Origin of the sequence: Promicromonospora sp. AC04 (assembly GCF_003058225.1) — a bacterium.
GTDB lineage: Bacteria > Actinomycetota > Actinomycetes > Actinomycetales > Cellulomonadaceae > Promicromonospora.
The window spans coordinates 246250-260319 of record NZ_QBUG01000008.1 but is presented as its reverse complement, the minus strand read 5'-3'; the positions used below and the strand labels follow the sequence as shown (position 1 = coordinate 260319).

Below are 14070 nucleotides of genomic sequence, written 5' to 3'. Positions count from 1 at the left end.
GCGGCACCGCTCTGCAGCACCGCTCTGCAGCACCGCTCTGCAGCACCGTCGTGCAGCACTATCCCGCGATACCGGTCGTGCGGGCGCCTCTCGGCCCGGCGTCGGTCAGGCGAGCGCCGAGCCGGGGAACCGCACTCCCGTCATGTCCTCCGAGACGTCCCACAGCCGGGCTGCGGCCGCCTCGTCCGTCGCGGCGCGGTAGACGCGCTGCGGCGCGGAGCTGCCCGTGAAATGACCAACGCCGTCCGGCCCGTAGAACGTCCCGCCGCCCGCCGCGGGATCGGTGGCCGCCTGCAGCGCGGGCAGGAGTCCCTGCTCGACGGGCTGCACGAAGATCCCCAGGGCGAGGAACCGGCGCATCACGGCGTCCATCCGCGGGGTCTCCGTGCTGCCCAGACCGGGACCGGCCGAGTACAGGCTCGTGTACGTGGTTCCGGGATGGGCCACGTTGCTCACGATGCCCCAGCCGTGCGCCCTGCTCCGCCGGTCGAGCTCGAGCGCGAACATCAGCTGGGCGAGCTTCGAGAGGTTGTACGCCCGCACCGGCGAGTAGTCGCGCTCGCTGTTGAGGTCGGTCCAGTCGAGCCGGCCGAACCGCGCCGCAGCGCTCGACATCGTCGTCACGCGCGCGCCAGACCTGCGTGAATCAGACGTGCGCGAATCAGACGCGCGCGAGTCAGGCGTGCGGGCATCCGAGCGCAGCAGCGGCAGCAGCCGCCCGACGAGCGCCATGTGCCCCAGGTGGTTGGTGCCGAGCTGGAGCTCGAACCCGTCGGCGGTCGTGTTCCGGGCCGGCGGGGCCATCACCCCGGCGTTCGCGACCAGGAGGTCGATCCGGCGGCCCTCGTCCAGGAGGCCGTCGGCAAGGGTCGCCACCGACTCCAGCGACGCGAGATCGAGCGGACGGGTGGAGACGACGGCGTCCGGCACCGCCGCGCGCAGGCGCCCGACCGCCGCCTCTCCCTTGGCCGGGTTGCGCACGGGCAGCACGAGCTCCGCGCCCGCTCGCGCGAGCCGCTCGGCGAGCCCGAGGCCGAGGCCGTCGCTCGCTCCGGTCACGACGGCGCGCTTGCCACTCAGGTCGGGCACGACGACGTCGGTGTACTTGCGAGCGCGGCGCTTCACCGGGCTGCTGTGCACCGGGCTATCGGTCACCGGGCTACCTGCCGCCGGGCTACCTGCCGCCGGGCTGCCGGTCGCCGGGCTGCCGGTCACCGGCCTGCCGGTCACCGGCCTGCCGGTCGCCGGGCTGCTGGTCACGGGGTTGTTGCTCACGACGGTCTTCCTCACGGGTGGTTCGTCCGCCGGTCGGCCGACCGGTCCCGATCAGCGTGCGCGCGCTCCCGGACCGGATCCAGGTTCGAGATGTCCGTGGCTACGCGCCCTCGTCAACAGGCCCGCGAGCAGCCTCACCAGCAGCCCTGTGGCCAGGCACGTCACCGACGTCCGCCAGCACACGGACTGTGACCACCGACACGTCACATTTCGCCGCGCTGTGTTGTCGAACAGGTAAGACCACCAGGAGGGTGTCATGGAGAAGATTCTGATCGTCGGCGGCGGCTACGCAGGCTTCTACGCCGCGTGGGGCCTGGAGAAGAAGCTCCGCAGGGGCGAGGCCGACGTCACGCTCGTCGACCCGCACGGCTACATGACCTACCAGCCGTTCCTGCCCGAGGTCACGGCCGGCTCGATCGAGGCGCGGCACGTCATGGTGTCGCTGCGCCGGCACCTGCGGCGCACGACCATCATCGCGGGCCACACCACGTCGATCGACCACGCGCACCGCACCGCGACCGTCCGCACCAACGACGGCGCCATCCGCGAGATCGTGTACGACACGATCGTCGTGACCGCCGGCGCCGTGACCCGCACGTTCCCCGTCCCGGGCATCTCGGAGGAGGCGATCGGCCTCAAGCACGTCGAGGAGGCAGTCGCGATCCGCGACCAGCTCCTGACGGCGTTCGACCGCGCCGCGCTGCTGCCCCCGGGCGTCGAGCGCCGCCGGCTGCTGACGGTCACCGTCGTCGGCGGCGGGTTCACCGGCGTCGAGGTCTTCGGCGAGCTGCTGTCGCTGGCCACGAGCCTGCTGCGCTCCTACCCCGAGCTCAGCCGGGACGACGTCGACTTCCACCTCATCGACGCGAACAACCGGATCCTGCCCGAGGTCACCGACGAGCCCGGACACTGGGTCGTGCGCCACCTGGAGGGGCGGGGTGGGCACGTGCACCTCGGCACCCAGGTCGTCTCGGCCGCGGACGGCCGGATCATGCTGTCCACCGGCGAGTCGTACGGCAACGGGCTCCTGATCTGGGCCGCCGGCAACGGCAGCAACCCCGTCGTCGCGCGGAACACCGACCTCCCGGTCGACGAGCGCGGCCTGGTCCGGGTTCGCGCCGACCTCCGGGTCGGCAGCGACGACGCGATGGTCCCCCACGCGTGGGCCGCCGGCGACAACGCCGCCGTCCCCGACCTCGCCTCGCCCGTCCCCGGCGCGCGAACCGTGCCCAACGCGCAGCACGCCGTCCGCCAGGGCAAGCTGCTGGCGAAGAACCTGGTCGCGGACCTCCGCGGCAAGAAGGTGCAGCCGTACCTCCACCACAGCCTCGGCGTTGTCGCCACCCTCGGCATCGGGCGCGGCATCTTCCAGTACAAGCGCCTGGTCATCAAGGGCTTCCTGGCCTGGCTCATGCACCGCGGCTACCACGTCCTGGCTGTCCCGACCTGGGAGCGCAAGGTGCGTGTGCTGCTCGTCTGGGTGTCCGCGGTGTTCTTCGGCAGGGACATCATCCCGCTCGCCACGGTGCAGCGGCCGCGCGCCGCGTTCCTCGCCGGCGGCGACCCGTTCGCGGGGGCCGACGACGACGCGGTCTCGCGGCCCGAGCTGAGCGTGGTGCGCGATGCCAGCTGACCGCCACCGTCGGGCAAGCGCCTGGACGACCTGGGTACGGAAGCAAGCACTCGCGCTCGGTGACCGGCGGGTGCGGCTCGGCTGGTCGAACCTGTTCGGCGTCGTGACCTTCGCCTGCCTGGTCGTCCTGGCGGTGACCGGGATCCTGCTGGCGTTCACGTACACGCCGTCGAACGACCTCGTCACCTACGCCGGGCCCTACGAGCCGCTCCAGGGTGCGACGGTCACCAAGGCCTTCGCCTCGACGATGCGCATCTCGTTCGAGCAGACCGGCGGCCTCCTGCTGCGCCAGACGCACCACTGGGCGGCGCTCGTCATGCCCGCCTCGATCATCGTGCAGCTGCTCGTCACATTCTTCACGGGCGGGTTCCGCCGGCCGCGGCGGCTGAGCTGGGTCCTGCTGGTGGCGGCCTTCGTGCTGGTGCTCGCCGCAGGCTGGAGCGGGTACGCCCTGCCGGACGACATGCTCTCCGGCACCGGCCTGCGCATCGTCGAGGGCGTGGTCCTCAGCATCCCGTTCATCGGCACCTGGGCCGCGGGCCTGATGTTCGGCGGGCCGTTCCCGGGCCAGATCATCGAGAACCTGTACCCCGTGCACCTGATCACGCCGGCGCTGCTCGTCGTCGTCCTCGCCGTCCGCGCGGCGCTCGCCCTCCGGGACGGCCAGGCGGCGCCGGCCCGGCCCGAACCCGTCCCGTCGCTCGGGCTCCGCCTGTGGCCCGACGCCGCCTTCCGCGCCCTCGGCATGATGGGGATCACCGGCTCGGTCCTCGTGCTGCTCGGGGCGACGTCGACGATCAGCCCCGTCTGGTCGTACGGACCGGCGTCCGGGGGCGAGGTCGGCGCGGGGAGCCAGCCCGACTGGTACATGGGGTTCCTCGACGGCGCGCTGCGCCTGGTCCCGGCCGGCTGGGAGACCGTGTGGGGTGGATGGACGGTGACCTTCGCAACGCTCGTCCCGCTGGTGGTGGTCGCCGGTTACTTCGGGCTGCTGGTCGTCTACCCGTTCATCGAGGCGTGGATCAACCAGGACCGCGAGCCGCACCACGTGCTCGACCGGCCGAGGAACGTCCCGGTCCGCACCGGGATCGGCGTCGCCGGGGCGCTCTTCTACGGCGTGCTGTGGGGCGCCGCGAGCGCCGACATCGTCTCGACCGAGTTCAGCGTGAGCTTCGAGTCGGTGATCACGGCGCTGCAGGTCACACTGATCGTCGGTCCCCCGCTGGCGTTCGAGGTCACCCGGCGCATCTGCATCGGGCTGCAGCGCAAGGACCGTGAAATCGCGCTGCACGGGCACGAGACGGGGCGGATCGTCCGGATGACGAACGGCGGGTACGTAGAGATCCACCAGCCGGCCGACGAGGCGGAGCGGGCGCGGCTCGCCGTCGCCCCTGTCCCGCCCGCTCCTGGTCGCCCGGACGACAACGGTCACCTCAGCGGCCGCGAGCGCTTGCGCGGCGCGCTCTCCCGGCAGTTCGGCACGGGACACGTGGTCCCGACGGCTGACCGCGGCCGGGAGCCGTCGAAGGACAGGAACCTGACGCACACGTGACTCGACGCGGTAGATGGGCTAGCAAGCCCCGGCCTCATTACCGCCCAACCGCAAGTTGATGACGCGCCCGGGCGCCGAACCGAAGCGACACGCCGATATCCCGCGGTACACCGGCGTGTCGCTTCGGTTCGGCGAACGGGTACACGACCAAGTTGCGGTTCGGCAGAACAGGCCCTAGCCGCCGAGTGCCGCGAACGCCTCGTAGACCATGAACGCGGGCCAGAAGAGCCCCTGGATGACGGCCCAGACGAACTCCCAGAACCCGTCGGCCTGCTGCCAGAAGTAGACCCATGCGCCGATGATGCCGAGTCCGTAGATCGCGCCACCACCCGCCGCCGCGCGTGTGTTCCCGTCGCTCATGCCGCACCTCCGCACCCAACGCTACGCGCCTTTGTGTCCGCCGTCGTCAAGTCGGCACTTTCCCGTGATGTCGGCACTTTGCACTGAGGTCGGTCCAGGCCTGGACCGACCTCAGTGCCATGTACCGAGTTCGTGAGGCAAACTGCCGACGCTGTGGGCATCGTCGCTAGCGGTTCAGAACTCGAGCTCCTTGCCAGGCCCGGTTGAGCAGGGCTAGGAGCCTGGGCTGCTCGACCATCAGGCCCTCCGACAGGCGCGCCGCGGCGTGCACCACCAGCCACGAGTCGAGATCCCGCAGCGGGCGCCGCGAGACGTCGGCGTAGGCCCGCGCGTACCCGCGCGTGAGCAGCGAACGCCCGACCGCCATCAGCCCGCGGGTGACCAGTGGTGTGCCGGGCACCGGGTCGGCCCAGCGCAGCAGCAGGATCGCCCGCGCGTGGTCGGCCTCGGGTACGCCGCGTGCGGCGTTCGACCAGTCGATGACGCTGACCCGGTCACCGGACACCATCACGTTGCCGGGGTGGTAGTCGCCGTGGCACAGGCGGTCGCCGGACGGAAGCCCGTCGAGCACCCGCAGCGCGAAGCCCTGCAGCTCGCGCGGCAGGGTCGCGGCCTCGATGCGGGCGGCCAGCACCTGGCGGACGTCGGGCAGGTCCGCCGGCGCCTCGACGCAGTGGACCGCGAGGTGAGCCCCCGCCAGTGCCCGCGCGAAGGCCAGCACCTGCCACGGCCGGCGCCGCAGCAGGTCCAGCATGTCCGCCCCGACGATGCGCTCCAGAACCAGGCCCGGGCGGCCGTCGCGTTTCACGACGTCGACCAGGCTCGGAGCGACGTCGTGACCAGCCAGGCTGGCGAGTGCCGCCGCCTCGGCTCCGTGCCCTCGGTAGCCGGGGCGGTAGAGCTTGACGACGGCGTCGTCGCCCCACGCATAGACCTCGGCCTCGCGGCCCACGCCGAGCCTGGGCCCGATCCCGGCACCGGCAGCGGCTGTCGAGTCAGTCATCCGGTCAGTGTGGTCCGGTAGCCAAAGCCTGCGCCACCCAGTTTTCGGGTGCCGGATCTCATTCTTCGATCACAACGTCGATGCATTTGCAAGAATTGCCATTTGATCACCCGGGTGAACTTAGGCCCTGTGAGCGAGATTCCGGCGCACGCGCCGAGTTCGCCAACTAGCCTCCGATCACAAGGAGCAACCGGTCATCAGAGCAGACGCCCGCATATGGATATCGCAGAGCGAATTGCTTCGCTAGCAACAAAGATCGAACAACAGAAGGCCAACATCGTCACGGAAGAGGCGACCAAGAACGCATTCATCATGCCGTTCATCGCGCTCGTTCTCGGCTACGACGTCTTCAATCCTGACGAGGTGGTTCCTGAGTTCACCGCCGACGTCGGGACCAAAAAGGGTGAGAAGATAGACTACGCCATCGTCAAGAATGGCGAGGTTCAGATATTGATCGAGGCCAAGGCAATTGGCGCGCCTCTCACGCTGAACCATGCCTCCCAGCTCTTCCGCTACTTCGCCGTAGCCAATGCGCGGATCGCCATTCTGACAAACGGTCAGCGATATCATTTCTTCACGGACCTCGACAAGCCCAACCGCATGGATGAGACGCCATTCCTGCAACTGGACCTGCTGGAGCTTGACGAGTCGCTCATCCCAGAGGTCCAGAAGCTGACGAAAGAGACCTTCGACGTGGACTCCGTCGTCAGCGCGGCCGAGGAGCTCAAGTACATCGGCGCGCTCAAGCGAGCTCTCGCATCGCAGTTCCGCGACGCGGACGACGAATGGGTCAAGAACCTGACCGGCCGCGTCTACGAGGGTTCGTTCACACAGAAGGTGCGTGAGCAGTTCCGCGGCCTCGTTTCGAAGGCGATGCAGCAGTTCGTCGCCGACCAGGTCAACGACCGGATCAAGGCAGCGCTCGGCGGAAAAGTCTATGCCACCGCAGGTTCGACGGATCTCACGTCGGAAGCATCCGTCGAAGCAGACCTTGATGGGTCCGACTCCGGGTCGGAGCGAGGGCTGGAGACGACGTTCGAAGAGATCGAGGCGTTCCAGATCGTGCGCGCGATCGCCTGTAGCGAGGTTTCGCCCACACGTATCGTTCAGCGCGATACGAAGAGCTACATGGGGGTCTTGCTGGACGACAACAATCGCAAGCCCCTCGCAAGACTCCACTTCAACACAGGACAGAAGTACCTCGGCCTCTTCGACGAGGAAAAGACCGAGACTCGGCACCGTGTCGAATCGCTGGACGAGATCTACGCTCACGCGGAGCAAATCCGAAAGACCGTGCACTATTACGAATGACCACCACCGCGCTCCATCAGGGCCCAGCAGCGGCGCCTGGTGCGGGTGCGCGCGGAGCCCATCGAGAATGATCACCAGGTAACGTCGCCACGCCCCGCTCGTAGGCTCTGCGGGCGGCGCCATGACGGCGTCGATCATGGCGACGATCGGTGTGATGTCGGCGCCAGTGACACCGGCGCGCAGTGCGCCCTGGGAGCTGGCTCGCGCCACGAGATGCTCGCAATGCACCGCGATCTCCTGGCGGACCGCGGCCAGGCCCGTACCATCGGCGGCGCCGTGCCGCATGAGCTCGCGCAGGCCGCGGTTGCCTCCGCTCCGCGCTCTCACCAGGGAGTCCTTCGCCCTCCTCGCCGCCTCTGTCACGAAGCCCCTGGTCCCGATGGCCCGCCTCCTGGACGAACCACCGGGCGAAGGCTTTGCCGCCTACCGCACCACGCACCGGCTGCCCTTGAACGGCCCAGCGTTCGACCCCGACGCAGCCCTGCGCCTGCATGACCTCACGCAGGACCTGGTCCACAACGTACGCGGATAAGTCGATCGGGTGATTTATCCCACCAAGGGACGGTCCGGGCTTGACTTTCTGAGGCTCGGCTCGCCTAAGTTAGGCACACCTAATTTCACACGGGCACCGTCCCGGCGTACAAGGGAGTGTCCGATGTTGCGCCTGCCCGGAGCCGGCCCCGATCGCGCCGCAATCCCGATGTGGTCCCGGCGGCCGGCCCGTACCGCACGTCCGACGCCGTCGGCCCGGGCGCACAAGTCGCTGGTCGCAAGTGTGCTGGTCACGGCGGTCGCGCTCGTGGCTGGCTGTGGGCTGCAGCTCCCCCAGACCGGTCACACGAGCGACGACGGCGCCGTCGTCGGCACCCAGCCGCTCAGCGAGCTCGAGCCCATCGCCGACCCGCGCTCCTGGACCGGCGAGATCACGGTGGGCACCGCCGAGCGCCCGGTCGACCCGGTCGCCGAGAACCCGGAGCCTGCCCTGCCCGCCACGGTCACGGACGCGCAGGGCACCGAAGTGACCGTCACCGACACCAGCCGGATCCTCGCGCTGGACCTGTACGGCTCGCTCTCGCGGATCGTTTTCGAGCTCGGCCTGGGCGAGAACGTCGTGGGCCGGGACGTCTCGTCGGGCTTCCCGGAGATCGCCGCCCGCCCGATCGTCACGAGCAACGGCCACGAGCTCACGGGCGAGGCGATCCTCGACCTGGCGCCCACCGTCATCCTCACGGACACCACGCTGGGCCCGTGGGACGTCGTGCTGCAGATGCGCGACGCGGGGATCCCCGTCGTCGTGCTCGACAGCCACCGCAGCCTCGAGACCTCCGCAGACCTGGCGCGGGCCACGGGTGAGGCGCTGGGTCTGCCGGCGGAGGGCGCGGCCCTGGCCGAGCGCACCACCGACGCCGTCGACGCCACGCTGGAGCAGATCGCGGGCCTGGCGCCGACGGACCCCAGGGTCCGGCCGCGGGTGATCTTCCTCTACGTGCGCGGGCAGTCCGGCGTCTACTACCTGTTCGGGGACGAGTCCGGGGCCGACTCCCTCATCGAGGGTCTCGGCGCCGTGGACGCCGCCGGCGAGGTGGGCTGGAAGGGCATGCGCCCCCTGAACGACGAGGGGCTGATCTCCATGCAGCCCGACCTGGTCCTGCTGATGACCGGCGGCCTGGAGTCCGTGGGCGGCGTCGACGGGCTGCTCGAACAGGTGCCGGCCCTGGCGCAGACACCGGCCGGCGAGAACCGCCGCTTCGTCGCCATGGACGACACCGAGATCCTGTCCTTCGGCCCGGCGTCCGCCGACGTGCTCGACGCCCTCGCCCGCGCGTTCTACGCGCCGGACAGCCTCTCGTGAGCCCCACCACGCGGGCGTCCGTGAGCCCCGCCGTGAGCCCCAGCGCGCGCCCACCCGTGAGCGCTTCGGCAGACCCGGTCGTAGACGCCGCAGCGGGCCTGGTCGTGAGCGCCTCGGCGAGCCCGTCGACCGACCCGTCGACCGACCCGTCGGGCAGCGCTCGCCGCGGCCCGCACGGACGTGGCGGAGCGCACCCCCTCCCGCCCGCCCGGCCGGCCCGCGCCATAGCGGTGACCGCCGGCCTGGTCGTCGCGCTCGGCGTGCTGGCGGTGGTGGCCGCTGGGTCGGGGCAGCTCCAGGTGCCGCCGGCCGAGGTCGTCGGCTCGCTGCTGCACCACGCGGGCCTCGACCTCGGCCCCGTGCCCGCGCACCCGAACGGCGACGCCGCGCTGTGGACCATCCGGTTCCCGCGCGTCGCCATGGCCGCCCTGGTGGGCGCCGCGCTGGCCACCGCAGGGGCCGTGATGCAGGGCGTGTTCGGCAACCCGCTGGCCGAGCCCGGCGTCGTCGGCGTCTCCTCGGGTGCCGCCGTCGCGGCGTCCGTGACCATCGTTCTGGGGCTCACTGCGCTCGGGCCGTGGACGACGGCCGCCGCCGCGTTCGCGGGCGGCCTCGCTGCGACCTTCCTCGTCTACGGCCTGGCGCGGTCCGCCGGCCGGACCGAGGTGGTCACGCTGGTGCTCACCGGCGTGGCGGTGAACGCAGTCTGCGGCGCGGGCCTGGCCCTCACCACGTTCCTGGGCGACACGCAGGCCCGCGAGCAGATCGTGTTCTGGCAGCTCGGCTCCTTCAACGGCACCCGCTGGGCTTACGTCGGCGTCGTCGCGCCGCTCGTCGTCCTGGGCGTGACCGGTGCGCTGCTCCTCTCGCGCCGGCTGGACCTGCTGGCGTTGGGCGAGCGGTCCGCCCGCCACCTCGGGGTCGACGTCGAGCGCCTGCGCGTGCTCAGCATCGTGGTGGTCGCGGTGCTCACCGCCGCGGGCGTCGCGTTCTGCGGGATCATCGCGTTCGTCGGCCTCGTGGTGCCGCACCTGATCCGGATGGCCGTCGGCCCCGCGCACCGCGTGCTGGTACCGCTCAGCGCGCTCGGCGGCGCAGTGCTCCTGCTGGCGGCGGACCTGGTCGCGCGCACCGCCGTCGGCTACGCCGACCTGCCCATCGGGATGCTCACCGCGCTGGTCGGCGGGCCGTTCTTCTTCTGGCTCATTCGTCGCACCCGGCGCACCGCGGGAGGCTGGGCATGAGCCCCGCCGCGCAGCCCGCCCAGCCCGCCCAGCCCACGCAGCCCACGCAGTCCGCCCAGTCCGCGCAGTCCGCGCATCCGGACCGAGCAGCCCAGCCGGGTCGCGAGATCCGGCCGGACCGGCCCGCCCTCCTCACCCTGTCCGGCGTCCGGGTCCGGGCCGGGGACGCCGTCCTGCTGGACGACGTCGACCTCGACGTACGCCAGGGCGAGGTGCTGGTCGTCGTCGGCCCCAACGGCGCCGGGAAGTCCACACTGGTCTCCGTCCTGGCCGGCGACCGCGCCCCCGACGCCGGCCAGGCCGCCTGGACCGGCACGCCGCTCGGCGCCGTCCGGCCCGCGGAGCTGGCCCGTCTGCGGGCCGTCCTGCTCCAGGAGAACCAGGTCAGCTTCCCGTTCCGGGTGGTCGACGTGGTGCGCATGGGGCGAGCGCCGTGGCAGGGTGCCACGGCCCGGGCCCGCGCGACGGGCGACGGTCCCGGCGGCGACGGTCCCGGCAGCGACGGAACCGGCAGCGACGGAACCGGCAGTCATGGCCCCGGTAGCCATAGCCCCGGTCACCATGGCTCGGGCAGCCATAGCCCCGGCCGCGACCTGGACGACGACGCCGTGGTCGCCCGCGCTCTGGAGGCCGCCGACGTCGCGGGCCTGGCCGAGCGCCGCTACCCGACCCTGTCGGGCGGCGAGAAGGCCCGCACCTCGTTCGCGCGGCTGCTCGCCCAGGACACCACTGTGCTGCTGCTCGACGAGCCGACCGCCGCGCTCGACGTCCGCCACACCGAGCACGTGCTGCACCACGCCCGGCGGCACGCGACGGACGGCGGCGCCGTCGTCGTGGTGCTGCACGACCTGGCGCTCGCCGCCGCCTGGGCCGACCGCGTACTGGTGCTCGACGGCGGGCGGGTCGCCGCGCTCGGCGCGCCCGCCGAGGTGCTCACCGCCGAGCTGCTCTCCCGGGTCTACGAGTACCCGGTCGACGTGCTGCCGCACCCCGTCACCGGCGGGTTGCTCGTCCTCCCCCGGTACGCCGGGGGTCTGCACGCACAGCCCGGCGCTCAGCCCGGCGCACAGCCCGGCGCACAGCCCGCCCCTGAGTCCGGCAACAAGTCGTTCGCACCGCCGGCGCTTGCGGCGGTCCGCCCCGCCCAGACACCTACCGAGGACCACGCATGACGCCCCGCAACCTGCCCCGCCCGGCGATCCCGCTGATCGCCCTCGTCATCGTGGTCGCACTCGCGCTGCTCGGCCCGGTCCTCGCCGCGCACGCCGCCGCGAAGGTCACCGTCTCGGGGCAGCCCGACCCGGACGGCGCCACGACCGTGCGCGTGTCGGGCAGCGGCTTCCAGTCGATCCCCAAGGCGTTCGGCGGCATCTATGTGTTCTTCGGTTGGGTGTCGGACCCGTCAGGCGGGTCGTGGGCGCCGAGCCGCGGCGGGGTGTCCGGGGACACCTACCGCTACGTGCCCGACGCCGAGACCGCGCAGAACGCCGGGTACCAGAGGTTCGTCGCGTTCCCGGGATCGAGCACGGAGGCCGAGGCGAACGGCGGCACCATCGCCTCGAACGGCACCTGGTCGACAGACCTGGTGGTCCCCGGCGCCCGCTTCGAGGCCGCCGACGGCACCGCCGTGGACTGCACGGCGGTGCAGTGCGGGATCATCACGATCGGCGCGCACGGGGTACGCAACGCGAACAACGAGTCCTTCACGCCCGTGACCTTCGCCGGGAGCGACGCCGGGACGGGCACCGATGGCGCGCCGGGCGGCGACGCGGGTGGGGCTGAGAACGGTGTGTCGAACGACGCCGCGGGGTCATCCGGCGCCGGGAACGAGGGCGGAACGGCCGCCGACGCCGACGCCGACGCCGGGAACGAGGCTGACGACAAGTCGAAAGAGCCCGGCAAGGCCAGCCTGGGCGTGGACCAGGCGACGGCAGTGGTGGGGCGGGTCATGAGCTTCGGGGCGCAGGGGCTCGAGCCCGGCGAGCAGGTGAGCGTCACGCTGGACGACGGCGTGGTCGCCGTCGGACCCCTTGTCGCTGGGAATCACGGCGAGGTCGCGGGTCTCGTCGAGCTCCCCTCCGACCTGCGGACCGGCACGCACGTGCTGCGGCTGACCGGCGCATCGTCCGGGACCGAGATCGAGACCGAGGTGACGGTGACCCGCGACCCCGCCGAGGTCTCCGCCGCCGAGGAGGCCGAGGACGCAGCAGGCGCCGCGGGTGGTGCCACATCGGGCACCACGGGCACGTGGCGGCCCGAGGAGACAGCGGTGGGCGTGGCGGCGTTGCTGCTCCTCGTCGTGATCCTGTCATCGCTGGTCACCGCGCTGAAGCGGCGGGCGGACCGGCGTCGGGAGGAGCGGGAAGCAGGCGACCCGCCCCCGGGCGACGTACCCGCCGAGCAGGAGGTGCGCGCATGAGCCGCGGGACGCACCGCCGGGGTTGGGCCGCCGGCGTCGTCCTCGCGGTGGTGCTGGCGGCGACAACGACGGCAACGGCGTCCGCGGACGACGACCAGGGACCGCTCCTGCTGACGGTGACCGTGCCCGAGGACCAGGAGGAGCCGCCCGGCGAGGTGGACGACGGCAAGCTCACCGACGCCGAGCTGCGGTGGGCGGTGAGCGCCCAGGCCGGGTCGGAGAGCCACCTCGCGGGACAGTGCAACTTCCTCGTGGCGGGCCGCCCCGGCACCGACGGGAACACGGGCGGCGGACGGGTCTGGACCGAGGCGGACCGGAACCTGTACCACGGGCGGTCCGGCGACGTGCGCGTGGTGCGCACCGTCGTCGGCCGGGGCGGGGACAGCACGGACAGCACGGACAGCACGGAGCGGACCGCCACGTTCGGGACGCGCTGCACGTCGCCCGACGGCCGCCCGGTGTCGTACGACGCCGGCCGGACCACTGGCGCCGAGGTAGTGCTGACCGGCGGGACCGGTACGCGCGAGGCGGACGGGTCGGTGCGCATCCGGTGGGACGGCACGTTCACCGTCGTGTTCTACGGCGGCCTGGTCTATTGGTGGGTCGCCGACCCGGAGCTGCGCCTGGACGCGAACGGGAACGGCGCGCTCACAGGCACGCTCGGCGGCTACGGCACGGACCAGCAGGACATGACCCGCTGGGAGCCCCTGCCCGACACCCGGGCGCAGCTCCTGACCTTCACGGGACGCCGCCTCGACCCGGACTCGCGCGGCGGGCACCTCGTGCCCGACTACTGCGGCGAACGGGTGGACGCGCGCGGCCGCGTGCCCCAGCTCCGCGAGAACCCGCCGGGCAGCTGCTGGGGCGCGTTCCCGCAGTCGTTGGTGAATTTCCACCAGCTCGTGGGCGAGCCCGAGTTCTGGTACTCCACCGGGACCCGGGACGAGATCAAGACGCCCGCGAACGTGAGCGTCAGCTTCGACGCCGCCGAGTCCGTCGGCAGCGCGGGTCCCGGTGGTGGGAGTGGCGGCGGGAGCGGCGGCGGGAGCGGCACCGGTACGAGCGGCGGCGGGGCCGACGGCGGGACACCGCCCGCGGCGGACCCGCCCGCGCCGGACCAGCCCCCAGCCCCCGCGAACCCCGGAACGGCGGGCGGCGGAAGCTCCGGTACCGGCCCGACCTCTGCCCCGAGCCCGGACCCCGCCGACTCCTTCCTGCCCGTCGCCGCCGCCACGCTCGACGCCGCAGGCGCCGACCTGATCCCCGAGGGCCTGCTTCCCGGCGGCGCCACCGGCCGGCGGCTCGCCGTCCTGACCACCGTCCTGCTGGTCGCCGCCTCCGTGGCGATCCTCGGCTTCCGGCAGGGCTGGCTCGTGCTGCCGTTCCGGCGGCGCGACACCTGAACCCCCAGTCCGTTCATC

Annotated in this window: 12 protein-coding genes and 1 pseudogene; 9 read left to right on the top strand and 4 right to left on the bottom strand. The window is 72.0% G+C overall.

The window, feature by feature from the left end; translation table 11 throughout:
• Positions 1 to 105: 105 nt before the first annotated feature.
• The gene (locus tag C8K30_RS21220) at positions 106 to 1275 is read right to left on the bottom strand and encodes an SDR family oxidoreductase (RefSeq protein ID WP_369940701.1); all 1170 of its coding nucleotides are present in this window, start codon (positions 1273 to 1275) and stop codon (positions 106 to 108) included.
• A 256-nt stretch (positions 1276 to 1531) separates the two neighbouring features.
• On the opposite strand from C8K30_RS21220, the gene C8K30_RS21210 reads away from it, so the two are divergent.
• The gene (locus tag C8K30_RS21210) at positions 1532 to 2908 is read left to right on the top strand and encodes an NAD(P)/FAD-dependent oxidoreductase (protein WP_108494883.1); all 1377 of its coding nucleotides are present in this window, start codon (positions 1532 to 1534) and stop codon (positions 2906 to 2908) included.
• The gene (locus tag C8K30_RS21205; RefSeq protein ID WP_233257330.1) at positions 2898 to 4460 is read left to right on the top strand and encodes a cytochrome b N-terminal domain-containing protein; all 1563 of its coding nucleotides are present in this window, start codon (positions 2898 to 2900) and stop codon (positions 4458 to 4460) included. Before C8K30_RS21210 ends, C8K30_RS21205 begins: the two co-directional genes overlap by 11 nt.
• A gap of 174 nt (positions 4461 to 4634) precedes the next feature.
• On the opposite strand, the gene C8K30_RS21200 is transcribed toward C8K30_RS21205, so the two are convergent.
• On the bottom strand, positions 4635 to 4820 hold the full coding sequence (locus C8K30_RS21200; protein ID WP_108494881.1) for a hypothetical protein: 186 nt from the start codon (positions 4818 to 4820) through the stop codon (positions 4635 to 4637).
• 166 nt (positions 4821 to 4986) lie between these two features.
• Positions 4987 to 5823, bottom strand: a complete 837-nt coding sequence (locus tag C8K30_RS21195) for a phosphotransferase (protein ID WP_108494880.1) — start codon at positions 5821 to 5823, stop codon at positions 4987 to 4989.
• Positions 5824 to 6039: 216 nt separating this feature from the next.
• Here C8K30_RS21195 and C8K30_RS21190 point away from each other — a divergent pair, with 216 nt between their 5' ends.
• Positions 6040 to 7134, top strand: a complete 1095-nt coding sequence (locus tag C8K30_RS21190; RefSeq protein ID WP_108494879.1) for a type I restriction endonuclease — start codon at positions 6040 to 6042, stop codon at positions 7132 to 7134.
• Between the two features lie 108 nt (positions 7135 to 7242).
• On the opposite strand, the pseudogene C8K30_RS31835 reads toward C8K30_RS21190, so the two are convergent.
• Positions 7243 to 7419, bottom strand: a pseudogene (locus C8K30_RS31835) (hypothetical protein); the annotation flags it as partial.
• Between C8K30_RS31835 and C8K30_RS30445 the strand changes: the two are divergent.
• The 6 genes from C8K30_RS30445 (at position 7418) to C8K30_RS21165 (ending at position 14052) form a co-directional block, all read left to right on the top strand.
• Complete coding sequence (locus tag C8K30_RS30445) at positions 7418 to 7666, top strand: hypothetical protein (RefSeq protein WP_146197549.1); 249 nt, start codon at positions 7418 to 7420, stop codon at positions 7664 to 7666. The pseudogene C8K30_RS31835 and the gene C8K30_RS30445 overlap by 2 nt on opposite strands.
• Before the next feature lie 123 nt (positions 7667 to 7789).
• Positions 7790 to 8986 carry a hemin ABC transporter substrate-binding protein gene (locus tag C8K30_RS21185; RefSeq protein ID WP_108494878.1) on the top strand — a complete coding sequence of 399 codons (1197 nt, stop codon included), beginning with the start codon at positions 7790 to 7792 and terminating at the stop codon, positions 8984 to 8986.
• Positions 8987 to 9210: 224 nt separating this feature from the next.
• Positions 9211 to 10230, top strand: coding sequence for an iron ABC transporter permease (locus C8K30_RS21180; protein ID WP_108494961.1), 1020 nt, complete (start codon positions 9211 to 9213; stop codon positions 10228 to 10230).
• Between the two features lie 107 nt (positions 10231 to 10337).
• Entirely contained in the window at positions 10338 to 11402 is a 1065-nt protein-coding gene (locus tag C8K30_RS30440) for an ATP-binding cassette domain-containing protein (RefSeq protein WP_233257345.1), read from the top strand.
• A complete protein-coding gene (locus tag C8K30_RS30765; protein WP_158281082.1) occupies positions 11399 to 12649 on the top strand; it encodes a hypothetical protein in 1251 nt (416 codons plus the stop codon). The genes C8K30_RS30440 and C8K30_RS30765 overlap by 4 nt, the downstream gene beginning before the upstream one ends.
• Entirely contained in the window at positions 12646 to 14052 is a 1407-nt protein-coding gene (locus C8K30_RS21165) for a hypothetical protein (protein WP_108494877.1), read from the top strand. Before C8K30_RS30765 ends, C8K30_RS21165 begins: the two co-directional genes overlap by 4 nt.
• Positions 14053 to 14070 lie beyond the last annotated feature (18 nt).

Coding starts and splice junctions, on each gene's coding strand:
- C8K30_RS30445 (WP_146197549.1), top strand. CDS start 7,418: ATGAGCTCGCGCAGGCCGCGGTTGCCTCCGCTCCGCGCTCTCACCAGG.
- C8K30_RS21190 (WP_108494879.1), top strand. CDS start 6,040: ATGGATATCGCAGAGCGAATTGCTTCGCTAGCAACAAAGATCGAACAA.
- C8K30_RS21185 (WP_108494878.1), top strand. CDS start 7,790: ATGTTGCGCCTGCCCGGAGCCGGCCCCGATCGCGCCGCAATCCCGATG.
- C8K30_RS21205 (WP_233257330.1), top strand. CDS start 2,898: ATGCCAGCTGACCGCCACCGTCGGGCAAGCGCCTGGACGACCTGGGTA.
- C8K30_RS21210 (WP_108494883.1), top strand. CDS start 1,532: ATGGAGAAGATTCTGATCGTCGGCGGCGGCTACGCAGGCTTCTACGCC.
- C8K30_RS21195 (WP_108494880.1), bottom strand. CDS start 5,823: ATGACTGACTCGACAGCCGCTGCCGGTGCCGGGATCGGGCCCAGGCTC.
- C8K30_RS30765 (WP_158281082.1), top strand. CDS start 11,399: ATGACGCCCCGCAACCTGCCCCGCCCGGCGATCCCGCTGATCGCCCTC.
- C8K30_RS21165 (WP_108494877.1), top strand. CDS start 12,646: ATGAGCCGCGGGACGCACCGCCGGGGTTGGGCCGCCGGCGTCGTCCTC.
- C8K30_RS21200 (WP_108494881.1), bottom strand. CDS start 4,820: ATGAGCGACGGGAACACACGCGCGGCGGCGGGTGGTGGCGCGATCTAC.